The 22,502-nt window shown below is 70.2% G+C and carries 24 protein-coding genes and 1 tRNA gene; 11 read left to right on the forward strand and 14 right to left on the reverse strand.

What is annotated here, in order from left to right:
* Window positions 1-9: 9 nt before the first annotated feature.
* From EV385_RS12705 to EV385_RS12730, 6 genes are all read right to left on the reverse strand, one after another.
* Window positions 10-879: an ABC transporter permease gene (locus tag EV385_RS12705; RefSeq protein WP_130509661.1), complete on the reverse strand. Its 870-nt coding sequence runs from the start codon at window positions 877-879 to the stop codon at window positions 10-12.
* Window positions 872-1,675 (reverse strand): ABC transporter ATP-binding protein, encoded by an 804-nt coding sequence (locus tag EV385_RS12710; RefSeq protein WP_130509662.1) that lies wholly within the window; start codon window positions 1,673-1,675, stop codon window positions 872-874. Before EV385_RS12710 ends, EV385_RS12705 begins: the two co-directional genes overlap by 8 nt.
* Window positions 1,672-2,703 carry an ABC transporter substrate-binding protein gene (locus EV385_RS12715; protein WP_130509663.1) on the reverse strand — a complete coding sequence of 344 codons (1,032 nt, stop codon included), beginning with the start codon at window positions 2,701-2,703 and terminating at the stop codon, window positions 1,672-1,674. The genes EV385_RS12710 and EV385_RS12715 overlap by 4 nt, the downstream gene beginning before the upstream one ends.
* Window positions 2,704-3,191: 488 nt before the next feature.
* Window positions 3,192-5,375, reverse strand: coding sequence for an AfsR/SARP family transcriptional regulator (locus EV385_RS12720; RefSeq protein ID WP_130509664.1), 2,184 nt, complete (start codon window positions 5,373-5,375; stop codon window positions 3,192-3,194).
* 73 nt (window positions 5,376-5,448) lie between these two features.
* Entirely contained in the window at window positions 5,449-5,721 is a 273-nt protein-coding gene (locus tag EV385_RS33860) for a hypothetical protein (protein WP_165449458.1), read from the reverse strand.
* A gap of 257 nt (window positions 5,722-5,978) precedes the next feature.
* Window positions 5,979-6,614, reverse strand: a complete 636-nt coding sequence (locus tag EV385_RS12730) for a DUF4360 domain-containing protein (protein ID WP_242625286.1) — start codon at window positions 6,612-6,614, stop codon at window positions 5,979-5,981.
* A 378-nt stretch (window positions 6,615-6,992) separates the two neighbouring features.
* Here EV385_RS12730 and EV385_RS12735 point away from each other — a divergent pair, with 378 nt between their 5' ends.
* Window positions 6,993-7,640, forward strand: a complete 648-nt coding sequence (locus EV385_RS12735; protein ID WP_130509667.1) for a DUF4360 domain-containing protein — start codon at window positions 6,993-6,995, stop codon at window positions 7,638-7,640.
* 76 nt (window positions 7,641-7,716) lie between these two features.
* Window positions 7,717-8,325 (forward strand): DUF4360 domain-containing protein, encoded by a 609-nt coding sequence (locus EV385_RS12740; protein ID WP_130509668.1) that lies wholly within the window; start codon window positions 7,717-7,719, stop codon window positions 8,323-8,325.
* Window position 8,326: 1 nt separating this feature from the next.
* On the opposite strand, the gene EV385_RS12745 is transcribed toward EV385_RS12740, so the two are convergent.
* Window positions 8,327-9,322, reverse strand: coding sequence for an SDR family NAD(P)-dependent oxidoreductase (locus EV385_RS12745; protein WP_165449459.1), 996 nt, complete (start codon window positions 9,320-9,322; stop codon window positions 8,327-8,329).
* A gap of 112 nt (window positions 9,323-9,434) precedes the next feature.
* Between EV385_RS12745 and EV385_RS12750 the strand changes: the two genes are divergently transcribed.
* The 4 genes from EV385_RS12750 (at window position 9,435) to EV385_RS12765 (ending at window position 12,566) form a co-directional block, all read left to right on the forward strand.
* Window positions 9,435-9,827: a winged helix-turn-helix transcriptional regulator gene (locus EV385_RS12750; protein ID WP_130509670.1), complete on the forward strand. Its 393-nt coding sequence runs from the start codon at window positions 9,435-9,437 to the stop codon at window positions 9,825-9,827.
* Between the two features lie 274 nt (window positions 9,828-10,101).
* Complete coding sequence (gene trpB / locus EV385_RS12755) at window positions 10,102-11,307, forward strand: tryptophan synthase subunit beta (protein WP_207229816.1); 1,206 nt, start codon at window positions 10,102-10,104, stop codon at window positions 11,305-11,307.
* Window positions 11,304-12,272, forward strand: a complete 969-nt coding sequence (trpA, locus tag EV385_RS12760) for a tryptophan synthase subunit alpha (protein ID WP_341273935.1) — start codon at window positions 11,304-11,306, stop codon at window positions 12,270-12,272. Before trpB ends, trpA begins: the two co-directional genes overlap by 4 nt.
* A 51-nt stretch (window positions 12,273-12,323) precedes the next feature.
* Window positions 12,324-12,566, forward strand: a complete 243-nt coding sequence (locus tag EV385_RS12765; RefSeq protein WP_130509671.1) for a hypothetical protein — start codon at window positions 12,324-12,326, stop codon at window positions 12,564-12,566.
* Window positions 12,567-12,579: 13 nt separating this feature from the next.
* Here EV385_RS12765 and EV385_RS12770 read toward each other — a convergent pair whose 3' ends face one another.
* Both EV385_RS12770 and EV385_RS12775 read right to left on the reverse strand, forming a co-directional pair.
* On the reverse strand, window positions 12,580-13,392 hold the full coding sequence (locus tag EV385_RS12770) for a hypothetical protein (protein ID WP_130509672.1): 813 nt from the start codon (window positions 13,390-13,392) through the stop codon (window positions 12,580-12,582).
* Window positions 13,382-13,894 carry a SigE family RNA polymerase sigma factor gene (locus EV385_RS12775; protein WP_130509673.1) on the reverse strand — a complete coding sequence of 171 codons (513 nt, stop codon included), beginning with the start codon at window positions 13,892-13,894 and terminating at the stop codon, window positions 13,382-13,384. The genes EV385_RS12770 and EV385_RS12775 overlap by 11 nt, the downstream gene beginning before the upstream one ends.
* A gap of 398 nt (window positions 13,895-14,292) precedes the next feature.
* Between EV385_RS12775 and EV385_RS12780 the strand changes: the two genes are divergently transcribed.
* Window positions 14,293-15,129: an alpha/beta fold hydrolase gene (locus EV385_RS12780; RefSeq protein ID WP_165449460.1), complete on the forward strand. Its 837-nt coding sequence runs from the start codon at window positions 14,293-14,295 to the stop codon at window positions 15,127-15,129.
* Between the two features lie 146 nt (window positions 15,130-15,275).
* Here EV385_RS12780 and EV385_RS12785 read toward each other — a convergent pair whose 3' ends face one another.
* The 4 genes from EV385_RS12785 to EV385_RS12800 all read right to left on the reverse strand — a co-directional run bounded on the left by EV385_RS12785 (window position 15,276) and on the right by EV385_RS12800 (window position 19,080).
* The gene (locus EV385_RS12785; RefSeq protein WP_130509675.1) at window positions 15,276-16,454 is read right to left on the reverse strand and encodes a CU044_5270 family protein; all 1,179 of its coding nucleotides are present in this window, start codon (window positions 16,452-16,454) and stop codon (window positions 15,276-15,278) included.
* Between the two features lie 15 nt (window positions 16,455-16,469).
* A complete protein-coding gene (locus EV385_RS12790; protein ID WP_130509676.1) occupies window positions 16,470-17,060 on the reverse strand; it encodes an RNA polymerase sigma factor in 591 nt (196 codons plus the stop codon).
* Window positions 17,061-17,537: 477 nt separating this feature from the next.
* A complete protein-coding gene (locus EV385_RS12795; RefSeq protein WP_130509677.1) occupies window positions 17,538-18,587 on the reverse strand; it encodes a hypothetical protein in 1,050 nt (349 codons plus the stop codon).
* Window positions 18,577-19,080, reverse strand: a complete 504-nt coding sequence (locus tag EV385_RS12800; RefSeq protein WP_130509678.1) for a SigE family RNA polymerase sigma factor — start codon at window positions 19,078-19,080, stop codon at window positions 18,577-18,579. The genes EV385_RS12795 and EV385_RS12800 overlap by 11 nt, the downstream gene beginning before the upstream one ends.
* Before the next feature lie 266 nt (window positions 19,081-19,346).
* On the opposite strand from EV385_RS12800, the gene EV385_RS12805 reads away from it, so the two are divergent.
* The 3 genes from EV385_RS12805 (at window position 19,347) to EV385_RS12815 (ending at window position 21,337) form a co-directional block, all read left to right on the forward strand.
* Window positions 19,347-19,763, forward strand: a complete 417-nt coding sequence (locus tag EV385_RS12805) for a hypothetical protein (protein WP_130509679.1) — start codon at window positions 19,347-19,349, stop codon at window positions 19,761-19,763.
* Window positions 19,764-20,037: 274 nt separating this feature from the next.
* A complete protein-coding gene (locus EV385_RS12810) occupies window positions 20,038-20,589 on the forward strand; it encodes a hypothetical protein (RefSeq protein WP_207229817.1) in 552 nt (183 codons plus the stop codon).
* A 409-nt stretch (window positions 20,590-20,998) separates the two neighbouring features.
* Window positions 20,999-21,337 carry a hypothetical protein gene (locus EV385_RS12815; protein WP_130509680.1) on the forward strand — a complete coding sequence of 113 codons (339 nt, stop codon included), beginning with the start codon at window positions 20,999-21,001 and terminating at the stop codon, window positions 21,335-21,337.
* A 63-nt stretch (window positions 21,338-21,400) separates the two neighbouring features.
* Here the strand turns inward: EV385_RS12815 and EV385_RS12820 are convergent, their stop codons facing one another.
* A complete protein-coding gene (locus tag EV385_RS12820; RefSeq protein WP_130509681.1) occupies window positions 21,401-21,967 on the reverse strand; it encodes a GOLPH3/VPS74 family protein in 567 nt (188 codons plus the stop codon).
* A 443-nt stretch (window positions 21,968-22,410) separates the two neighbouring features.
* On the opposite strand from EV385_RS12820, the gene EV385_RS12825 reads away from it, so the two are divergent.
* Window positions 22,411-22,482, forward strand: a tRNA-Lys gene (locus EV385_RS12825).
* Window positions 22,483-22,502: the final 20 nt, after the last annotated feature.

Consider the following 22,502-nt stretch of genomic DNA (forward strand, 5'->3'; position numbering starts at 1 on the left):
GGTTCCCTTCTAGTTGGTGGTGCGCCAGGTCGAGAAGCGGCGTTCGGTGAGGACGAGCACCTGGTTCACGACCAGGCCGATGGCCGAGATGGTGATGATTCCGGCGTACATGTCGGGGACCGCGAAGTTGTACTGCGCGTAGTTGATGAGGTAGCCGAGGCCGGCCTTGGCGCCGACCATCTCGGCGGCGATGAGGATGAGGATCGAGTACGCCCCGGCCAGCCGGATGCCGGTGAAGATGGTCGGCACGGCGGCGGGAAGGATCACCTTCTGGAACAGCCGCAGCGGCCCCAGCCCGAGCGAGCGCGCCGACTTGATGAGCAGCGGATCGACCGTGCGGACCCCGCTGACCGTGTTGAGCAGGATCGGCCACGAGCAGGCGTAGAAGATGATCGCCACCTTGGAGGTCTCGCCGAGCCCCAGGATGAGCACGAACACCGGCAGGAGGGCCAGCGCGGCCGTGTTGCGGAACAGCTCCAGCACCGGGTTGAGCAGGTTTGCCACCGGCTTGTACCAGCCGATCAGCAGGCCGAGCGGGATGGCCACGACGATGGCCAGGCCGAACCCGGCCAGCGACCGGCTCAGGCTGGCCCGCGTGTGGTCGATCAGCTCGCCGGACAGCACGAGCTGCCACCACGCCGCCAGCACTTCGGACAGCGGCGGCAGGAAGGTGGCGTCGACCAGGCCGAGCCGGGGGAAGATCTCCCACACGGCCGCCAGCACGGCGATCGCCGCCACCCGGGTGACGACCGCGCCGGTGCCGCGCAGGATGCGGCGGTTCCACGGGTACGCCGGGACCGACGGCGCCGCCGGGGCGGCAGGGATCGGCGTCGCGGGTGGCGTGCGGAGCGCGAGCGGCGTGTCGGTGACGCTAGACATGGGCCACCTCCAACTCCTCGTTGCGGGCCTTGTCCACCTCGGTGCGCAGCAGGCTCCAGATCTCGTGGCGGTAGTGGGCGAACGCCGGGTCGGAGCGCAGGTCCTCGGTGGCGGACCGGGCGGCCAGCGGCACCTCGACGACCTGCTTGATCCGGCCGGGCCGGGAGGTCATCACGGCGACCCGCTGGCCGAGGTAGACGGCCTCCTCGATGCCGTGGGTGATGAACACGATGGTCTTGCCGGTCTTCTCCCAGATCCGCAGCAGCTCGTCCTGCAGGCCGTCGCGGGTCTGCGCGTCGAGCGCGGCGAACGGCTCGTCCATCAGCAGCACGTCGGGGTCGAAGGCGAGGCTGCGGGCGATCGCCACCCGCTGCTTCATCCCGCCGGACAGCTCGTGCGGGTACCGGTCGTGGAATCCGGCGAGCCCGACCAGGTCCAGGTACTCGCGGGCCCGGGCGGCCCGTTCGCGGCGGGGCACCCGCTTGGCTTCCAGGCCGAACTCGACGTTGCTCTGCGCGGTGCGCCAGGGCAGCAGCGCGTACTGCTGGAAGACCACTCCCCGGTCCAGGCCGGGGCCGCTGACGGGTACGCCGTCGACGAGGATCCGCCCGCTTGTCGGTTCGGCCAGGCCGCCGAGCAGGTCGAGCAGGGTGGACTTGCCGCACCCGCTGGGACCGACGATGACCAGGAACTCTCCCGACCGTACGGTGAGATTGATGTGCTGCAGCGCGGTGACCGTGGTGCCGCGCGCCTGGAACGCCTTGCCGACGTCCTCGAATTGGATCTTGGCGGTCATTTCGCGGCACCGTTCGCGGCGAACGGGTTGAACTCGTTGGTGTAGATGTCGGCGGCGCTGACCTGCTTGCCCTTCAGCTCACCGGCCCGGTCCAGCCAGTCGATCCAGGTGGCGAACTCCTTGTCGCTGATGAGACCGCCCTGCCCGGCGACGCCGTAGCTCTTGAAGAACTGCAGGGTGCTGGTGTCCTCGTTGCGGCCGCGCGCCTTGATGATCTTTTCGAAGCGGGCGATCACCTCCGCGCGAGGCGTGGTCCGCGACCACTCGATCGCCTTGGCCACGCCGGTGACGAACGTCCGTACGGTGTCCGGGTTCTTCTTGATGAAGTCCTGCCGCAGCACGTAGCTGCCGGCGCTGAACTCGCCGAGCAGTTCGTAGTCGCTGTAGAGCGACCGCACCCCGCCGCGCGCGACGGCCTTGTCGCGCAGCACTCCGCTGAGCGAGGCCACGTCGATCTGGCCCTGACGCAGCGACTGTTCGGTGTTGACCGGGGGCACGACGACCAGCTCGACCTGCTTGATCTCGTCATCGGTCAGCCCGTTACGGGCCAGGTAGGTCTTGGTGATCGCCTCGGCGTGCGCGCCGAGCGTGTTCACGCCGATCTTCTTGCCGATCAGGTCGCGGGCGCTCTTGATCGGGCTGTCGTTCAGGACGTAGAAGCCGTTGTAGGTGTCCTTGTTCGCGCCGTAGTAGGCGACCACGGCCTTGATCGGCGCCTTGGAGGCGGCGAGCTTGACGATGGCGCCGTTGAACGCGCCGCCGAAGTCGATGTCGCCGGTGGTGGCGGCCTGGATGTCCTGCGGGCCGCTGATCGTGTTGCCGATCCACTTGAGCTTGACGTCACCCAGGTAACCGAGGTCGGCCGCGAGCTCCGGCAGTGTCACCTGCCCCACCCAGCCCTGGTAGCGCAGCTCGGTTGCCTGCTTGCCGTCGGCGGCGCTGCTGGCCTTGCCGCAACCCGACAGTGCCGAGGTGACGAGCAGGGCGCCCGCCAGCACGGTTGCCAGCGCGGATCTATGGAATCTCATCGGAACTCTCCTCGTGGGGATAGGTGGCAGCGACCGGCCGGCGGTGCGGTCGGTACGGACAGCAGTCATCGCGCCGCGACGGGGCATGCGGCGGTTCGGATATGCCGGTACTGGGCTATGTCGGTTCTGGGCGAAGTCGCGGTCGTCGGGTGAACGCGGGCGCCGTCGGCGTGCGGTGCTCTTCAGCTCGCTCTCGGGATCTCCCGAGGCGCTGCCGGCAGGTGGCGGGGTCGGCGTTACCGGAAGGCGCAGCCCATGCCACGGGCTGGTGCGCGGTCAGGGGGCGGCAGGTGCGCTGCGCTTCGCCGTCGAACTCAACAGGTGCAGGTACACACCCGGAGGTAGTCGACGAAGCGGCGCCTGGTGAGACGCTTGCTCCGTTTCATGACAGCAACGTAGCTGGTCACAACGGTTCACGTCAGCATGTTTGTGACCCAGCTCACATACATATCCCATAGGTCGGATAGGGTTTGCCGTCCACTGCGTCCCTACCGGAGCTCGCCCGTCCCCCGTGGGGCACGGGGGGCAACGCCGAGCTCGCGCATCCGCTGCGCGTACAAACGGTGGTGCCGGGCCGCCTCGCCGTGCCGCCCGGCCGCGATCAGCGTCTCGACCAGCCGCAGCGCGGTGTCCTCCTCGTACGGATCGCGCTCCAGCACGCGCAGCCAGGCCCGGACCGCGTCGTCGGTGTCGCCCGCTCGGGCGCACACCGCGCCCAGCGTGCGCATCACCGTCAGAAAGGCGGCGCGGGCCTGTTCCCGTAGCGCCTCGGCGACCGCCAGATCCGGCTCGTCGTCCAACACGTCCCCCGTGTACGCCTCGGCCGCGGCGTCGAGCAGCAGCCGCGCCTCCCGGTCCGCCGCTCCCGGGCCGGAGGCCGTCGCCTTCGCGGCCGCGACACCGGCCTCGGCGAGCTGGAGGAACACGTCCACATCGACCCGCAGGGTGCGCGGGTCGTACGCCACCCCGGCCGGGCTGGCGATCACGTAGTGGCCCGGCGCAACCATCCGCTCCGGGTCGAGGACGTTGCGCAGCACCGACAGCGCGATGGACAGGCGGTTGGCGACGTTGTCCGCGCCCGGCCACAGCCCCTCGCCCAGAGCCTCCCGGGTGGACGGCCGCCCGCGCCGCGCGACGATCAGCTTGAGCAGGTCCCTGGCCTTGCGGCTCTGCCAGACCCCGGCGGGCACCTCCTCGCCGGACCGCAGCACCGCGAAGGACCCGAGCATCCGTACGCTCACCGGCTCCCCGGTCGCCGCGCCGGCCAACGACCGGGTTCCCGCGAACGGATCCACCCCCAGCGCGTGCAGCCGGTGCTCCGTGAGGACCTGGTCGGCCGCCGGGGTCCGCCCCAGCCCCGCGCGGGCCCGGGCGAGCGCCACCCGGGCGGCACCGATCGGGTCGTCGAGGTCGGCGTACACCCGCGCCGCGTCGGCCAGCAACGACTCGGTGGCCCCGTCGCGCGCGGTGACCGCGGCCAGTTCCAGGGCCTCCGCCAGCGCCGCGGGATTGCGGCCCGCCCGGGCCAGCGTGATCGCGGTGTCCGCGTGGGCCCGCGCGATCGCCGGGTCGGTGCCCGCCGCCGCCCAACCGGCGGCGGCGTACGCCTGCGCCCGAGTCAGGCCGTCCGCGACCGCGACCGCCCGGGCCGCGACCGGACCGGCCGCCCCGTCGCCGATCGCGGCGAAAACCCGCGCGAGGCCGCACAGGGCCGGGCCGAGCGCGGCCGCGATGCCGCCCGCGTCGGCCACGAGCACCGCCTCCTCGTACGCCGCCCGCGCCTGCTGGAGGTCGCCGCGCAGCTCGTGGGTCTCGCCCAGCCCGGTGAGCGGGAACGCCACGGTGGCCGTCCCGGCCCGCTGCAGCAGCGCGGCGGCGGCCCGGAAACCGTCCCGCGCGGCGGGCAACCGCCCGGCGCGCAGGTCGAGATCGGCCTGGTTGTGCCGGGCCAGACCCGCCATCGCGGGGTGCGGGGCGGGCCCGGGCCGGGCCAGCACCGCCCCGGCGGCGTCGAGCTCCAGCCGGGCACCGTTGAGGTCACCCTCCTCCAGCCGCTGCGAGGCGCGGTTGACCCGGACCCGCAGCTGCAACGTACGGTCGCGCGAGCGCTCGGCGGCGGCCAGCGCCAGCGCGTAGTGCCGGTCGTTGGCGCGCCGGTCGTCCTGCGCGGCGGCCAGCAGGGCGTGCACGATGTGGGCGGCCGCCAGGGCCCGTGGGTCGTCGGCCGCCCGGGCCAGGGCAAGGGCCCGCGTGACCGCTGCGCGGCAGTCGTCCGCGCCCGCCCGGGCCCACGCGACGCTGGCCTCCCAGGCGGCCAGCAACGCCTGATCGGCGTCCGCGTGCTCCGCGGCCGCGCCGTCCACGCTGGTCCGGGCGAGCACCGACTCGGCGGCCGCCAGTTCACCCTGCAGATAGAGCACCATCACGGTGGGCCAGGCCTCGGCGGGGGTCAGCGGCTGCGAATGCGCCGCGACCCGCGCCGCGGCCTCGGCCGCGCCCTCCCAGTCGCCCGCCGCCGCGCAGTCGCGCACGGTCGCGGCGTCCGGGGCGCTGTCACCGGCGCCGGCCTGACCCGCTGTGGCGTCCACCCGCCCGCGGTTGACCAAGGAGCGGGCGACCGGGACGTCGACGCAGGTGACCGGTGTGCAGGTGGCGGGGGCGGCCTCGGGCATGGCCTCAAGGATGACCGCCCGGCGCCACCGTGGCCGGCGGCCCGGCCCCGCGATGCAGCGGGACATGTCGGCCTCAGCCGTTGCCGACTCCCCAGGAGGGGCCGGTCGACTCCGCCACCGGGTGGGTGCCGGAGCCGATCATCGGCATCAGCGCCACGCTGGCGTCCGACTCCGCCACCGGGTGGGTGCCGGAGCCGATCATCGGCATCAGCGCCTCGCTCACGTGGTCGGTGATCCGGGCCGCCGACGTGCCGGCCTGCGCCGCGGTCGCCAGGGCCAGGCCGCCCGCCGCGATCACGGCGGGGATGATCAGGGACCGGACCAGGGTGGCGGTACGTCGCTGCATGGGTCCTCCTTCGAAGTCGAACGCGCGGAGGGGCCGCGCGCTGCTGTGGAGAACATGATCCACAAACGTCTTTGGGTTGCCTTTGGGCGCGGACGTCCGCCCGGCCACGGGCAGTGGGCACGAGGTCGCGCCGGCTGGAGTGTCCAGCCGGCGCGACCATGGTGCTGTCGGTAGCCCGTGGGGCTTCCGCCGAGGTTTGGTGCCGTTGCCCTCAGGGGGGTTCACGGATCAAGCCCGGTCCGCTCCGTGGCGGGCGATCAGCGTGGGCACTGGGCCCAGGCGAAGTGGTAGGTGGTGTTGATCGCCCCGTCGGTGGAGTCCATCGTGATGAAGCTGGTGGTGCGTGTCGTGTCCGAGGTACCGGCGATCGCCCGCAGCTCGGTGTTGATGTTGAGGTTGCGCAGTGCCCCACATGGTGCCCAGACCAGCGCGGCAACCGCGACCTCGTCGGTGGTCTGCCAGTCGTCACCCAGCGGCCCGTAGAACGGGTGGCTGATGTACGCGGTCTGCGACTGACCCTGGAAGTAGTAGTTGGCCCGCTCGATGGCACTGGCTCCGGCCGCGAGCGACGCGAAACCGCGGTAGTCCACCTTGCTGATCGCGTACGTGAAGCCGTGCGGTACGTGGACGACGATGTTGAGCTGGCAGTTCTTGCGCCAGTCGGTCGGGGCCGCCCCGACACCGACCTGCGCGGTGTACGCCGAATAGGTGACGGTGAAGGCGGTGTTGTCGGGTGACACCGCGATCGCGGCGGTCCCGGCCGGGCAGCCGGTGCCGTTGACGGTCACCACGTCGATGACGATCCGGTCGCTCGGCGGCGGCACCGGGAGATCTAGATAGCCGATGGCCGATGCCGGGCTGGCGAACAATGTCGATGCCAACACCGCGAGCATGGCGCAGCAAATGGTCAACGCCTTGCGCATAAGGACTCCTTCCAAAGCCTCAGCGGCGTCCGTGATGCGGCCATGCTATTTAGCTAATCGAGGGCAGTCAATGTGTAAAGTTGATTCCTCAGATGAATTCAAGGATCAACTCCCCAGAATGGCAGGACCCCCCAAGGTCGTCAATAAGTGGATCAAGGCTCCCCCATTTAATCCGAAATAGCCTGAATAAATGCCACAGGGGGAGATCCGAAGATCACTATTTCCAAAACAGTTTTCACTGCTCTCTGGAAGTTCTTGTCGTTCCGATGGCCCATCGCTAGCATTCGCCCTAGGCTTTGATTGAGGTCGATATGTAATCTTCGGGACACGCCCAGGAAGGGAACCCCCATGACCTTCAGGCAGGCCGGCGCGAGATTGCTCACCCTCGCGACCGTGATAGCTCTCTCCACTTTGTCCCTGTCCGGTCCGGCGCAAGCCGAGGACTCCGTACCCCCGAGCGGGCAGGTCACGCTCGACGTGCAGACCGTCAACGGCTCCGGCTGCCCGGCCGGCACGGCGTGGGTCAGCATGCAGCCGGACAACACCGGATTCCGGATCTACTACTCCGACTTCCGCGCCGCCGACGGCGGCTCCACCAACCCCACCAGCGTCCGCAAGAACTGCCAGGTCAACGTGCTCGTGCACATCCCGCAGGGCTTCACGTACGCGATCGCCCGCGCCGACTACTGGGGCCGGGCGCACCTGGAGGCGGGCGCCACCGCCCTGGAGCGCACCAACTACTACCTTCAGGGATCGTCCGACAACAACTACGCGGACCACTACTTCGCCGGCCCGTTCGACGGCGGCTGGCACACGATCGACGTCACCAGCGCCGCCGAGCTGGTCTGGGCACCCTGCGGCCTGACCCGCAGCCTCAACATCAACACGGAACTCCGGGTCGACGCGGGCTCCTCGTCGCGCACCAGCTGGATCTCGCTACGCGCCTCCGAGGGCGACGTCTACACCATCGTCAATTTCCAGTGGCGGCGGTGCTGACCGCTACCCGCGCTGGCGTTGGCCCCGTCGCCTTCCGGCGGGGCCTTCGCGGCGCTCTGGAGCAGGGAACGACCCGGTGAGGCGGGCGCTGCTGGCCGGGTTGCTGATCGCACCCGTACTCCCCGCCGCACCACCGTCCCCACCGGACGGCGTGGTCATCGAGGTGGTGAGCGCGAGCGGGTCGAGCTGCCGCCCCGGCACCGTGGCGGTGGCCATCTCCCCCGACCGGGAGGCCTTCACGGTGACCTACAGCGAATATCTCGCGGCGGCCGGCGGCGACGCCAAGACCGGCGACGCGACCCAGAAGTGCAAGCTCACCGTGCAGCTCCAGGTGCCCGCCGGCGTCACGTACGCGGTGACCCAGGCCGACTACCGGGGCTTCGCGTCCCTGGCGAGCGGGGCGAACGCCGCGCTGCGGGCCAGCTACCGGTTCCAGGGCGACCCGCAGCCCACCCCGGTCGAGCATCCGTTCCCCGGCCCGTACGCCGACAACTGGCAGGTCACCGACCGCACCGACCCGGTGGTCTTCGGCCCGTGCGGCAAGGGCCGCAAGTTCACCATCGACACCGAGCTGGTGGTGGACGCGGGGACCGCGCCAAACCAAACCAGCTTCATCGTGATGGACTCCACGGACGGCAGCTTCGGGACCACGTACCGGCTGGCCTGGCGGTCCTGTACCGGCTGAATCAGCGCAGGTCCCCGGCCGGCGCGCCGCCGAGCACCGCGGCGGTACGCCGGCCGATCAGCGCCCCGAAGTCGGGATCGCGGGATGCCGCGGAGGACGGGTACGGCTCGCTCCCCCGGTAATAGCCGCCGGTTTCGGAGTCCAACGCGGGATCGGCGGCCAGCCGGATACCGGTGCGCGCGCCTTTCTCCGGGGTGGCCAGCAGCGGGCGGCCAAGTGTCTGGATCATCTTGAACAGGCCACCGGCATTACGCCCGAAGCCGGTCGCCACACTGCCCGGATCGGCGCAATTGACCGTAATCCCGCTGCCGGCCACCTCCCCCGCCAGAACATAGCTGTACGCCAGGTTGATCAATTTCGCGTCGCAGTACGCCTGGAATTGGTGGAACCGGCCCGGATACGACCAATCCGCCAAGTGTGGATTGCCCCGCCTTTCGAGTGAAGAGGACACATTCACCACTCGGGATGGCCGTCCGGCCGCAGCCGCCCCGTCGCGCAGGAGACCGAGCAGCGCGCGACTCAGCGCGGCAACGGCGATGTGATTCACGGCAATAGTGCGTTCCACCCCGTCCTGCGACAATCCGCGTCGGGGAAATGCCGCTCCGGCATTGTTGATCAATACGTGCAATCCGTTTGAGGCCACGCGTCGCACCTGTGCGGCGATCTCGCGTACGCCCGCGAGGGAGCCGAGGTCGCCCGCCACGGCGACGAACCGCGACCCCACCGGCCCGGGCCTCGCGGATACGACACTCCCGCCGCGACGCTCGGATTCCCCGCCCCGGGCCCCGTCGAGGATGGACTCCGTGCCCGGGCGGCCGCCGCGCGAGAACTCCGCTATGGCCTCCCTGGCGCGGGACATCGTCCGCGCGTGCACCAGCACCGTGGCGCCGGCGGCGCCCAGGGCGGACGCCGTGGCCCGTCCGACACCGCTGGTCGCTCCGGTCACCAGGACCACCCGGCCGGTCATCGGCCACCCGGATACTGCCCGCTCGCCCACCACGGCTCCTTCGCGACGACGGCGCGCGCCCCCGTGGCGACGCCTGGAATCGATCGTTTCGCATATCGGTCGCCGGTGGAAAGTAGGCACCTTGAAGGTATATAGGTACTGGATGGATACCGGAGTTGACCTGCGCGTTCGGGGTGGTGCCGACGCGTACCTGCGGGGCTGTCCGTCGCGGGACGTGCTGGACATGATCGGTAGCAAGTGGACCGTGCTGATCGTGCCGGCGTTGCGCGAGGGTCCGTTGCGCTTCGGCGAGCTGCGCCGACGCCTCGACGGCATCACGCAGAAGAGCCTCACCCAGACACTGCGCACGCTGGAGCGCGACGGCCTGATCACCCGCACCCAGTACCCGACGATCCCGCCCCGGGTGGAGTACGCGTTGACCGATCTCGGGTTGCGCGCCGTGGCCCTGCTGGCCGGGGTCCGCGACTGGGCGGAAGCCAACCTCGCCGACGTACTGGCGGCCCGCGCCGCACACGACGCCCGCGCCGACAGCTAACCAAACCGATCTTGAGGAGTTCGGGTGCGGAACTGACCGAAAGTCTCCAACAACCGGCACGGCACCCTTCGCGGCGACCCGGTGTCGTTGCATCCCACCGCCTGCGCCCAGATCCGCAGCGTCTCGTGGCGGGGCGGGCTGGGCGGCTCGCGTTCACAGCACACATGGATGGCTGACTCGCGCCCCCGCAGCGGCGCGGCGCCGGCATGGCCGCTTGACAGTTCTAGAACTCTCGGCAAGGGTGAGGGAGAGTTATAGAACTCTAGGAGATGCCATGACAGTCACGAACGCCCTATCCGTGGCCGCCCGCACGATGATGGCCGAGCCCCTCGCGGGCGGGCGCTTCGGCGAGTTCGGTGGCCGCTACGTACCCGAATCGCTGGTCGCCGCCTGCGCCGAGGTGGAGGAGGCGTTCCGCGAAGCCTGGTCCGACGCGTCGTTCCGGCACCGGCTGGAACGGCTGCGCGCCGTCCACGCCGGACGCCCGACCGCGCTCACCCCGGCCGTGAACCTCTCCGCCGAACTCGGCGTCACCGTCCTGCTCAAGCGCGAGGACCTGGCACACACCGGCTCCCACAAGATCAACAACGTGCTGGGGCAGGCGTTGCTGGCCCACCGGATGGGCCGCCGCCGCCTGCTGGCCGAGACCGGCGCCGGACAGCACGGCGTGGCCGCCGCGACCGCCGCCGCCCTGTTCGGCCTCGACGCCACGGTCTTCATGGGCGAACGCGACATCGAACGCCAGCAGCTCAACGTCTTCCGCATGACGATGCTGGGCGCCGAGATCGTCCCGGTACGCAGCGGCAGCCGCACCCTCAAGGACGCCTGCAACGAGGCCATGCGGCACTGGGTCACCGCCGCCCACGACTCCTACTACTGCGTCGGCTCCGTGATGGGGCCGCACCCGTACCCCTGGATGGTCCGGGAATTCCAGCGGGTCATCGGCGAGGAGGCCCGCGCGCAGTGCGCCGCGGAACTGCCCACGTCCGTGCCCACCCACGTCGTCGCCTGCGTCGGCGGCGGCTCCAACGCGGCCGGGACCTTCGCCGGGTTCGTCGACACGGATGCGCGGCTCATCGGCGTCGAGGCCGCCGGCGGGGCAGCCATGACCGACGGGACCGCCGGGATCGTGCACGGCTACCGCAGCCGCGTCCTGCAGGACGAGCACGGGCAGGTCGCCGAGGCCCACTCCATCGCCGCCGGCCTCGACTACCCCGGCGTCGGCCCCGAGCACGCCTACCTCGGCGACATCCGGCGCGCCCGCTACGTCACCGTCACCGACGACGAGGTGGTGCCCGCGCTGCGCCGGCTCGCCCGCACTGAGGGCATCCTGTGCGCGCTCGAATCGGCGCACGCGATCGCGTGGGTGCTGCGCGCGGCCGGCACCGCCGACCTGCCGACCGGATCCACCGTACTGATCACCCTCTCCGGGCGCGGCGACAAGGACATGCCCGCGCTGATGGCGACGGCCACCCGGTGAGCGCGCCGTTGGAGACCGCCATGCCCGGCGCGCTGGAGACCACGACGCGAGCCGCCTCGGAGACCGCCATGCCCGGCGCGCTGGAGACCACGACGCGAGCCGCCTCGGAGACCGCCATGCCCGGCGCGCTGGAGACCACGACGCGAGCCGCCTCGGAGACCGCGACGCCCGGCGCGCTGGAGACCGCGATGCGCGGTGCCGGGCGTCCCCGCCTCGTTCCGTACGTGACCGGCGGCATCACCGCGGACTGGACGCGCTATCTGCTGGCCTGCCAGGCGGGCGGCGCGGACGCGGTCGAGCTGGGCCTGCCGTTCTCCGACCCCATGCTGGACGGCGTGACGATCCAGCGCGCGTCCGACCAGGCCCTGGCCCGTGGCGCCACGGTCGAGAAGATCCTGACCGATCTCACATCCGTACGGGACCAGCTCACCGTGCCCGTGGTCGTCATGACCTACGCCAACCTGGTCGTCCACGCGGGCGCCACGGCGTTCTGCCGTCGGCTGGCCGCGGCCGGGGTGACCGGGCTGATCGTGCCCGACCTCCCGGTCGACGAACTCGGCGAGTTGGAGCCGGCCGCCGCCCGATCCGGCATCGACCTCGTCCTGCTCGTCGCGCCGAGCACCCCGGCCGCCCGGATACGGCAGATCTGCGCCCGCAGCCGCGGCTTCGTGTACGCCGTGAGCACCATGGGCCCGACCGGCGAGCGGGACACCCTCGACGGCCGCGCGGTCGTGCTGGCCGCGAACGCCCGGGACGCGGGCGGGCCGCCCGTACTGATCGGCTTCGGGGTGTCGACCCCCGCCCAGGCCGCCCGGGCCGCGGGCGCGGCCGACGGTGTCGTGGTGGCCTCGGCCCTCGTGCGGGAGGTACTCGACGGCGCCACGCCGGAACGGCTCCGGCAGGTGGTGGCGGGATTCCGGGCGGCGCTCGACGCGACCAGGCTGCGGGGAACTACCTCGAGGTAGTTCCCCGCGACCCCGTGCACCCGGGCTGAGCTGCGGCGTAGCGTCGGCCGGATGGAAGCGGTGATCGAGTACGCGATGCAGACCCCGGACGGCGCGTGGCGCGTCGAGGTGGTCAAGCGCGGCCGCTCCCGCTGGTACCGCATCCGGCACGGCGACAACGAACTCGACTGGCTGAGCATCGCCGCGGTGCACCGCGTCCTGGGCGATGCGGGGATCGACCTGGCCGACCTCGTCGAGGCTGGCGGTCCGGCGAACCCCGCTCCCCCGGGCGACGCCCAGCACGGCGTGGCCTGACGGCGTCGCCGCGCTATCCGCCCCAGCCGGTGAGGCGCTGCGCCGCCAGCCGCGTCAACTGTTGCGTCTGCGCGGGATCCACCGAAGCCCCCTCCCAGCCATGGAACGACAGCACCGTGACCCGGTTCGCGACGCGCACCACCGCCACCCGGTACCTACGCTCGGCGCGACCCTCCGGGGCCTGCACGACGCAGCGGCGCTCCACCAGGACCGCCTCGTCGCCGACGTTCGGCGCGTCCAACAGCCGCTGCCGGCACGTCTGTCCGTCCCGCTTGTCGCGGGCGCAGTCGCCCACCACGGACCGGAACTCGCGGACGAAATCCGCCGCGCCGGCGCCCCGGTAGGCGGTGACCGTCTGCTCGACGACCCCGCTCGGCGGCCGGTTCGGTGGCGGATTCCGCTCGTCGTACATCGCCCGGGCCGTCCGGGTCACCCGGATGGCGCCGTTGCTGGCGAACCGCGCGCCACACAGATTCGGAGACCTTTCGTCGGCGGGCACCGTGTCGGGCGTCGAACCGTTTGTGTCGGCGGCCGTCAGGAACGCCCGGTCCGGCACGGTCTGCGGGGTCTGCGACGGCGCCGGGGGTGTCGTCACTGCCACGCTGGCGGCCGGTGGGGCAGGCGCTGTCGGGGGGCCCGCCGTGAACACCCACCGACCACCGGCGGCCACGCCGCCAACCACCACGACCAGCGCGACCATCGCCAGCGCGGTCCGGGTACGGCCGCTGCGGTCCGCGCGCGACCGCAGCTTCTCGGCGGCCAGCACGGGAACGCTGTCCGCGTCGGCCGACAGCGCGCCGAACAACTCCCTGAGCTCAGTTGACATCGTTGACCTCCAGAACCCGCCCCTTCGGCGCCTCACTGAGCTGCGCGGCCAGCGCGGCACGACCGCGGGACAGCCACGACTTGACGGTGCCGGGGGCGGCGCCGGTCTCCCGGGCGATGTCGTCCACCGACATGTCGAACAGGTAGTGCAGGGCGATCGCCTGCCGGTGCGTCGGCGGAAGCTTGCGCAACGCCGCCGTCAACAGGACGGTGTCCTCGCTGGGCGGGCCCATCGCCGGTGGTGGTCCCGTCCGCGACAGCACTCCGCGCCAGGCGGTCAACCGGCGCCACCGGTCGGTCGCCAGCCGGACCAGCACCAGCCGGACCCACGCCTCGGGCGCGGGATGCGCGGCCACCGTCCGCCAGTGGCGCCACGCCTTCGCGTACGCGTCCTGGACCAGGTCCTGGGCGTCCGTGGGGTCGCCGACCACCGCGTACCCGTAACGCATCAGGCGGGTCGAGGTCTGGCGGTAGAACTCGTCGAAACTGTGGGCGTCACGCATGACGCGGCCCACGCTCCTCCCCGTGTCGGTGCGACGGCCCTGGGAGCCGCCGTCATTCCCATCACGAACCAGGCCGGGCGGCGGTTGCAGCGCGGCACGGCGAAATCCTCGGTCGTGATTGAACGACCCCCGCGCACCCTCCGCGGCATCGACAGGGTATGGGGTGGATCCGACAGTCTCCGGCGACAAGGGCGGTTTGCGGCGCTACCTCCGCCAGGTACGGGTCGGGTGATGGTGGCGTTCCCGGCCTTGCCGTACGCCGCGCGTGTCCGTACTTCCTGGTGTTGACGAGAACGCGCATCCGGCTTGGCGTCCTTCGCGACCACCTTGCGTGGCGGGGAGTATTGGGGCCGTCCCTTCCCGCGATCAGATTGAGCAGCCCGACTACGGTGCCGGTTGTGACTCCCTTGGAAGGCATGGTGCGCGGCCACAACGGCGCCATCATCCGGTACCTCGAAACCGTCCCGGCCGCGCTGAGCACTGAAGCGCCGGTGGTAATCCTGCACGGAACTCTCAACACAGGGCGGGACTGGCTCGATACCGCTGCGCGCATCACGGAGCGCACCGGTCGCCGCGTCCTCGCGCCACACCGCCGCGGGCGGGCCACGAGCGCCGACTTCGGTCCCGACTATGACGTGATGGTCGAGGTCACGGACTTGTGCGCGCTCCTGGACCGCACCGGTCCCGGAACGATCCTGATCGGACACAGCTACGGCGCGGTGGTGTCGCTGCTGGCCAGCACCGCCCGGACGGATCTCGGTGCGCTGGTGCTCTACGAACCACCGCTTCCACTGGACCGGCCGGTCACCGGCGGGGCTCTGCACCGCATCCGCGCAGCACTGGATCGGCGCGACCTCGACACCGCACTGTCCACGATCCACTTGGACGTACTCGGTGACAGCGCCCATACGCTCGCCCAGCTGCGCACTCTTCCCAGCTGGTCGGAACGCCTCACCCTCGCGGCGAGCTCCTGCGTCGAGCTGGCCGCCCTGGATGAACTAACCGGGTTGGACCTCGCTCCGTACGCGGCGCTGACCGTCCCCACCACGGTCATCCAGGGTGCCCGCAGCGACCGGCCGCCGTTCGGTACGCCGGCCCGTGCGGTCGCGTCGGTGATTCCCGGCGCCGAGCTGGTCGTCCTGCCGGGTCATGGTCATGTCGCGAACTTCACCGCACCCCGCGAGATTGCCGACCTGTTCGTGGCGGCCATCGACGCCGCCCCCGTACTCCGTTGACGAGGTAACTCATCTGCGGCACCGTGCGCAGATCCCGCCGCCGCCGGCGGGATAACAGAATCCGGTTCAAGTAGTGCTGCCCCAGCCAATGACTGGGGCAGCACTGTCGGTGTCGGCCGCCGGATCCCCGACCCGGCGGTGTCGGGTTACGGGCGCTGACCGACCTTGTCGACGATGGCGACCCGCAGCAGCGCGTACTTGGAGATGACGTCACCCGGCTTCGGGTTCGCGACCCTCAGCGTGAGCCGGCCGATCTTTCCGTCGGGCCGCCGGACCACGTGCGCGTCCTTCAGGTCGAAGTCGGCCGCGATGAGGTTGCTCCCCAGGAACGTGTACGTGGTCGGGTCGAACACCAGCTCCTCCCGGGTGCCCGCCTCGGTACGGGTCACCGCGACGCCGGTACGCCCCGAGGCGTCCGCCACGTTGCGCCGTACCTCGACGCCGGGGATCCGCGCCGCGGCCCGGAAAGCGGCCTCCTGCACGGCCGGCAGGTGATTCATGGACAGCATCTGCGCGATCTCCGCGAACGCGGACTGGTCATCGGAGAGTCGGACGAACCCGCGCGGCATCCCGTCCTGGCCGGCACCGATGGACACCCACGTCGGCCCCTTCGCGGCGAGGTCGTACAGGTATGCCAGGAGCTTGTCCGGATCGGTGGGGACCCGGCCGGACTGGTAGGCCGGCTCGGGCGTACAGGGGATCTTGGGTGTGCTCTCCGGCCGGTCGATGGTCTCCGCCTGCAGCCTGTTCTTGCATCCGTCGATGTGGGTGCGTACGGGTGACGCCGCCGTCTCCTGGACGACCAGCCCGTCCCGGGTGCCGTCCACCGACAGCCACGTCCGCGTGCGCTGCGGCTCGGAGACGGTGGGTCGCCCGAAAACAACCTTGCCGCTGCGATTCCGGTGGGAGCCGGCACTCGACTGGACCTCGACGGAGTCGATGAACAGGAACTGATCCGGCCGGGCGTCCATGGTCGGGGTGTCGGCGGTGTGCGCGGCGGCGAGCAGCAACACCTGCCCGGCGTCCGGCAGGGCCCGCGGCGCGGCACCGGCCTGTGCTGCGGCGCCGGGCGGCGCCGGACGGCCACGCGTGTTGTCGGGCAGGTATCCGGCCACCAGGGCGAGGGCGACGCCCGCGGCGGCCACCGTGGGCATACCGATCCGCCAGGCCAGGCGTACGCCGCGCACCGACGACAACAGCGACGGTCGACGGGCCGGCTGCCGCATCGCGTTCATCAGGCGGTGGCGGACCTCGGCCGGTGGTTGCTCCTGCGCCGGGGCCAGATTCGCACCGAACTCCTCGAGAATGGACAGGTCAGATTTCACGATGGTCCTCTCTGATCATTGCGGATCGAAACCGCCGAGTGCCCGGCGGACCTTCCGTCGAGCACGACTGAGTCGGGAACCCACGGTGCCCTGGGGGATGTTCAAGGAGTCGGCCACCTCGTCGTAGCTGAGCTGCCCCCACGCCACCAGCAGCAGCACGTCGCGGTCGCCCGGCGCCAGCACGGCCAGGGCGGCGGCAAGCGGCCCCCGGGCCGCATCGGCGACCACCCGGGCGGCCACCTGATCGGCCGGGCCGTCCTGCACCGTGTCGTACGTCGCGCGGGCCATGGCCCGGTAGCGCGCCTTCTCCCGCCGGTGGTGGATGGCCAACTCGCGGGTGAGGATGCCGAACAACCACGGCCGGGCCTCCGGACGGCCGAGGTCGTAGGAGGCCCGCCCCCGGAATGCCGCGAGGAACGTTTCCGCCACGACGTCGTCGGCGATCTCCGGACCCACCCGTTGGTACGCGTATCGGTACAACATGGCGGCGTACCGGTCGTAGATGGTCGCGAACCGGTCCGGATCCGCCAACGATGCGCTGATCACCGCGGCGTCGGTGTCGATGCCGGCGGAGGTCCCGGCCACAGCCGGACTTACCGCAGCCATGAGTGATCGGGCCGTTGCATCACGTCGAAACTCCTGTCCTCGGGTTACCTTCCACCCAGGTCTATGCGCGAGGCCCGATCCGTCTTCACGCTTTGCTCCATCGTTCCGGGGTACGCCGCACGAGGCCCGACACCGGATTCCTACACCTCCGTTATCGCCGAGCTTGAGGTAGCTCGAGCCAAGGCCGAGGCCGCTGCGGGCCCGCCGCGCCGCTTGGTGGCGGCGCCGGCGGATCGACCAGAGCAGCGGGTCGGTGCGGCGCCGGGTGGGTTCGATGATCAGGATGTTGAACAGGTGGCGTAGCTCGTTGACAGTCAGCGGGAGCAGTCCGGCCGGGTCGGGTGGGTCGCGGTGAGCGGTGGCGGCGGCGAGGAGGGCGTGGGCGAGAGTCGCCAACGTGGTCCAGCGGTGCCAGGACGTCCAGCGACGGTGCTGATGCTGGTCCAGCCAAGACCGGTCTTCGCGAAGTTCTACCGGTCACCACGTCTCAGGGTCGTTCACGTCGCCAACGGGCCGGTATCCGCCGAGGACCGCCAAGCCGTCCGATTCTGCGTATCCGTTTCCCCATCCGTCGAGGAACACCTCGACGGAGCCCGGAGTGGCGGACATCTTCAGCACATCGCTGCCCTGTCGGTGCACTCGATAAGGCCCGGCGCTCAACTCACCTCCCTGCGCCCCGACGTTCTCCGTGCGCTGCACCCGGACGGTCAGCCAACGACCGCCTTGATCGCCCACCACGAGTGAGCCTTCCGCAAAGATGCTCCGCCCGTCGTAGCCGAGGTTGACCGAGCACTCCAGCAGGCGGGCACCGGTGGGCAGCGATTCCAAGCGGAATGGCACCGCACATCGGTGGGCACTGTCGAACCGAACCTTGCCGGCCGCACCGATCGCGCCCTCGCGGCTATCCGCGTAGCTCTCCATCTGGGCCCACAGGCCGTCGACTGGCCGCCAGCGCACGAACCAGAGGTTCGTCCCTCCCGAGGGCCCGGGATCGATCCAGGCAATCCCAGGGCGTCCGGCGACGCGCACATCGGTCGGCGGCTGCGGCCGGCCCGACGAGGCCAGGGTCTGCCGAATGCCGTCCAGCGACGCGGCGCTGCGGGCTAGCACTACCCGTGCCTGACCGGCCGGACCGGTGTACTCGACGATTTCGGTGCCTCGGCCTGCGCTCCAAGTGGCGTTTGCCGCACCTGCCAACAAGTCGTCGGCCGAGAAGTGCAGAGTGCCCGGATCCGTGCCGACGAGGTTAGGCTGTTCCGCCGCGCCCGGCTGGCTCGGCGAGGCCGGCAGCACGAGCTCCGAAGCGGGACGAGTCAGGTGCCCGAACCTCCCACCGAATGGCGTGACCGCGACCGCGGCTACCAGCGCCACGCAGGCGGACGCGCCCAAGGCCATCAGTCCACGACGCCGACGCCGCAAGCGTCCGCCTCGGTCGCGGGCGTACGCCACGAGCGGTGTCGGATCTATTTCGGCTCCCGTGTGTGAATTGAGCGTTTCCGTCAGCCGCTGATCGAGATCAAAGGACATCAGAACGCTCCCATAGGTTGGCGGATCGACCCTGCCGCTGTCGTAGCGCCATCAGGGCTCGCATCGCGTGTGTCCGGACCGTTCCCGTTGAGCAGCCCATGATCTCGGCGATCGCTCCATCATCAAGATCCTCGTAGTACCTCAGGACAATCACTGTTTTCTGCCGCCTCGGCAGGGCGCAGACAAGTTGCCATAGCGCATCACGCTCGACGACCTCGGCGGCTTCATCAACGGCAGCCGAGCGTTCGCCAACGACAGCGACGGGCGACTCGTAGCTGCTCCGCCGCCGCCACCACGAGTGATGCGCATTGACCAGCATCCGGCGGACGTACATGTCCGGTTGACCCATCCGGGAGATGCGCCCCCACCGTGCGAACGCTCTGGCGAGAATCTCCTGAACGAGATCCTCAGCCCGATGCTCGTCACCACAGAGCAGCCGGGCTAGTCGCATCAACGCCCCACTACGGGCGAAGGCATACTCCTCGAAGGTCACGCCGTATTGAACGCTTCGGCAGGGCCCGGTTGTAGACACCGCCGAGAAAATTCTCTCAAGGCGTGGGACATCACATCCACTTCGTTAACAACCGCGATAGTAGGTCTACTGCGGGATAAATCGGAGGACCGCGAGGTGGGGTGTCGCCCCCTCTACTGGCTTCTCTTGGCCGGGTCGGAGTCACGCGGCGCGCTTCTCACCGTTAGATCACGACGTTAAGCCTCATCGCTGGTCCGCTGCGGGCGGCAGGTTCGTAGGCTGCGTTGATGCTGCAGCCGGTGCGGGCGCCCCGCAAGCCGTTCGTCCGCGTCTTTATCGCCGGGGTGCTCGATATCGCGATCCTCGTCTCGTTCGGCGCTTTCGCCACGACCATCGAGGACGCTACGGGAAGTGGCTTCTTGGGCACCTTGAGCGCCTTCGCGCTTTGTGCGCCTTTCCTGGTGTGGCTCGCGCCGAAGGTGTCCTACCGCCGACGCGACGCATTTCTTGGCCCATGGCTCTTCGTCATCATCGCCTGGCGGATTGCGTACCTGCCGTACCGGGACTGGCCGCCCCGAGACGACGAGGCGCCGCGGGCGCAGTACCTCCACGAAGCGGAATTCGGCACGGCCTGGGATCCCGAGTACGCCGGCCTTTGGCGGCTGCCCAAGCCGAGCGACGTGCAGGTGGTCAGCGGTGCGTAATGGCGTTCGCTGGCACCGTTACCTCTGGAGTCGTCGAGGGAGCAAGGTTCACGCCAACGGAGTGGGTTCCGTCTGAAGAGCCGCGAGGAGCCGTTCGGTGATCACCGAGTGGCCGTTTGCCGAGCGCGAGGTTCGCTGGTGCTGGGCACACCGGCTGCGTCGGCGGATGCGTAGGCGCGGGTCGCTTGCCTAGCCTCGTTGCCGTGTGCGGGACGAGGGTGGCGAGGTAATCGGCGTGGGGAATCGGTCGCGGGGGCGCATAGCCAGCATGGTCATGTCCCTCATCGCGGGGACTGGTCTGGCCGGAGGGTGCGCCCCAGGCGACTTTGCTGATGGGTGCGCAGGCGACGCTGGACCTCCCGCTGCGGCGTCCGAGGGAAGCGGCCGCCCCGAGCGCATTGCCATCAACCGCGACAGCTTTGCGGCCAGACACATCGGGCGCACCGCAGACGGCCGTCAGTTCTTCCTGACCACGCCGTTCGATCCGGGGACGTACGGGACGGACACCAGCCGGGAGTTCGTGGCCCTGTACCTGTTTGCCCAAGACGGCAAGTTCTTGGAGGCCAAGATCGACGACGTTGGCAGTCGCGAGAGGCTCGACTCGGCCGAGGTGAAACGGGTCTACCAAGCCCGCCTTGCGGAACTCGGCAAGGTCAAGTTCGGTCGGATCGAGGTTGAGCCCTTCGCCGTCGAGCGATTCGGGTTGGCCTTCGGGCTCATCGCTGAGGCGCCCACCAGCGAGGACGACATGTGGTGGGTTACAGCTGAACCCGGCAACTACATGGCGTTCTCGGCGCCGTGGGACTGCGGCGTCTACGACACCTGAACCGCTGGGAGTGGCATCTCGGGCGTCGTCGAGGGAGCCGGTTTCACACCCGCAGAGGGCAGCTCAGGCGGCTGGTGGGGCGCCGGGCTACCGGACCTCGAACCGGCACATCCTTCGCGGGCGTCAGCATGGTGCTGGTAACGGACTTTCCCATCCGCCTCTGCCCGGCGCTGTTGGCGATCCTAGCGAGGGTCGCACGGCAATACCGGCCGACGCAGTCACGTACGGCACGGACCCGCGGCGTCAAGTCGCGACATCGCGGGAGGTGTCCGGGTGAGCGTTGTCTGGTCTGGCCGATGGCTGCCGCGGTTTCGGTTACCGTGCGCTCATGCCGCCGTTGAGGTTTATGCGAGCGCTCATCGGGCGTGTTCCTCGTCGTCTGCGGCCGGTACTCCTCGGGGCGGGAGTCGTGGCAGCGTTCGTCCTGGGGTGGTTCATGCGCGATGAGCACACGGCGATGCCCGAGCTGCTCGCTGGCACGGTGATCTGGTCGAACGATGAAACTCGGCGGATCGTGGTTGAACTTGGCGGGCGAGAGGAAGGCACCCGCGAATTCGCCGTAGCTGCGCAGCAGTGGACGGATGCTCAGGGGCGAAGCCATAACCGCGGGTATCCGAGCTGTCTGGCAGGTCACCCAGGTGATCCGGTGCGTACTGACCGCAGGGCGGTTGAATTGGGGGTTGTTCGTCTGGACCTCGACGACTCTCAGCCCGAACCCCTGGTCGTGACTGTGCGTTGCAACGGTTGATCATCCTGGTGTAGCCGGAGTCAGCATCTCTGGAGTCGTCGAAGGAAGCACTCCACGAACCCCTTACGGGCTGATGGTCGGGATGATCCGGCGCCCGGGGTAGCGCTGGGCTACACCCGGGCAGGGCGGGTCAGCGGCCGCGTAGCCGTCGCCATGACCGGCGGGCAAGGACGCCGCGGGTGCGAGCAGACCCCGGCCTGTGCCGACCCCGTCGCGGTGCCCGGTGCCGGCGAAGTAGACGAAGACGGCGATGGAGGTCACGGTCATCAGGATGAGCACGCCGATGCCGCCGAGAACGGGGAGCCAGAAGAACATGCGGATGAACGGATCCCACCCGTTGAACACGTATACGGCGATGCCTGCCGCGGCGAGCACGCTCTGGATAATCGACCCCCCGATCGGCGCCCGCGTCGCGGGACTGGTCCGACCCAGCACCTGCGGCGCGAGCGCGTCGCCCGGGGGGCCGGTCGAGGACGTAGACCCGGCCCGCATGGATTCGATACGGCCGGTCAGGACCAACTCGCCGAGCAGTGCGGCGGCCCGCCCAAGCCCAGCCACGCCGTACAGCATCGGGACACCGCTGTGATCGCGGTGCGCGACGCGGAACATGTCATCGGCCAGCAGCGGCATTTGCCCTCCCACGAAGCAATGGCCACCGCGCGGTGCCGTCCAGGTCGTCACGGAGGTTCGCGAGGGGGCGAGCGCCTCCCACGACGGCCAGCCGAGCCAGTCGCGGCAAGGGGACGGCAAGTCGGTCCAGATGCACGCCGTCGCCGTCTGTCCGCACTTGACGGTAGATCAGCGTTGAAGAAGCGGAAGGGCTCATGGCCCAGGCGCCGGCTCTCGGCCTCCGTAACTTACCGGCGTACGCGGCTCTGCACCCGCAGCCCGCACGCCGATGCCAGCCGCGCCGCTGGCGATCAGGCAGGCCCGGCCGGACAGGTGCGGCAGCTGCCATCGGGTGCCGACTCGACGTAGGGCTCCGGGTCGGTACACAGACGGCAGCAGCGCAAGCGACGTTGGGAAAGCCGCGCGCCCATTGGACGGGGCCTCGGGTAGCCTAGTGGCGCGGCGGGCCGCTAGCTCAATGGCAGAGCTGAGGACTTTTAATCCTTAGGTTCGGGGTTCGAGTCCCCGGCGGCCCACATCAACCCCAGGTCAGACC

It is taken from the genome of Krasilnikovia cinnamomea (assembly GCF_004217545.1).
GTDB classification, from domain to species: domain Bacteria; phylum Actinomycetota; class Actinomycetes; order Mycobacteriales; family Micromonosporaceae; genus Actinoplanes; species Actinoplanes cinnamomeus.

Excerpts from the sequence above, each read along its gene's own strand:
- EV385_RS12705 (WP_130509661.1), bottom strand. The coding sequence starts at position 879 with ATGTCTAGCGTCACCGACACGCCGCTCGCGCTCCGCACGCCACCCGCG.
- EV385_RS12710 (WP_130509662.1), bottom strand. The coding sequence starts at position 1,675 with ATGACCGCCAAGATCCAATTCGAGGACGTCGGCAAGGCGTTCCAGGCG.
- EV385_RS12715 (WP_130509663.1), bottom strand. The coding sequence starts at position 2,703 with ATGAGATTCCATAGATCCGCGCTGGCAACCGTGCTGGCGGGCGCCCTG.
- EV385_RS12720 (WP_130509664.1), bottom strand. The coding sequence starts at position 5,375 with ATGCCCGAGGCCGCCCCCGCCACCTGCACACCGGTCACCTGCGTCGAC.
- EV385_RS33860 (WP_165449458.1), bottom strand. The coding sequence starts at position 5,721 with ATGCAGCGACGTACCGCCACCCTGGTCCGGTCCCTGATCATCCCCGCC.
- EV385_RS12730 (WP_242625286.1), bottom strand. The coding sequence starts at position 6,614 with ATGCTCGCGGTGTTGGCATCGACATTGTTCGCCAGCCCGGCATCGGCC.
- EV385_RS12735 (WP_130509667.1), top strand. The coding sequence starts at position 6,993 with ATGACCTTCAGGCAGGCCGGCGCGAGATTGCTCACCCTCGCGACCGTG.
- EV385_RS12750 (WP_130509670.1), top strand. The coding sequence starts at position 9,435 with ATGGATACCGGAGTTGACCTGCGCGTTCGGGGTGGTGCCGACGCGTAC.
- trpB (WP_207229816.1), top strand. The coding sequence starts at position 10,102 with ATGACAGTCACGAACGCCCTATCCGTGGCCGCCCGCACGATGATGGCC.
- EV385_RS12765 (WP_130509671.1), top strand. The coding sequence starts at position 12,324 with ATGGAAGCGGTGATCGAGTACGCGATGCAGACCCCGGACGGCGCGTGG.
- EV385_RS12770 (WP_130509672.1), bottom strand. The coding sequence starts at position 13,392 with ATGTCAACTGAGCTCAGGGAGTTGTTCGGCGCGCTGTCGGCCGACGCG.
- EV385_RS12775 (WP_130509673.1), bottom strand. The coding sequence starts at position 13,894 with ATGCGTGACGCCCACAGTTTCGACGAGTTCTACCGCCAGACCTCGACC.
- EV385_RS12790 (WP_130509676.1), bottom strand. The coding sequence starts at position 17,060 with ATGGCTGCGGTAAGTCCGGCTGTGGCCGGGACCTCCGCCGGCATCGAC.
- EV385_RS12795 (WP_130509677.1), bottom strand. The coding sequence starts at position 18,587 with ATGTCCTTTGATCTCGATCAGCGGCTGACGGAAACGCTCAATTCACAC.
- EV385_RS12805 (WP_130509679.1), top strand. The coding sequence starts at position 19,347 with ATGCTGCAGCCGGTGCGGGCGCCCCGCAAGCCGTTCGTCCGCGTCTTT.
- EV385_RS12810 (WP_207229817.1), top strand. The coding sequence starts at position 20,038 with ATGTCCCTCATCGCGGGGACTGGTCTGGCCGGAGGGTGCGCCCCAGGC.
- EV385_RS12820 (WP_130509681.1), bottom strand. The coding sequence starts at position 21,967 with ATGCCGCTGCTGGCCGATGACATGTTCCGCGTCGCGCACCGCGATCAC.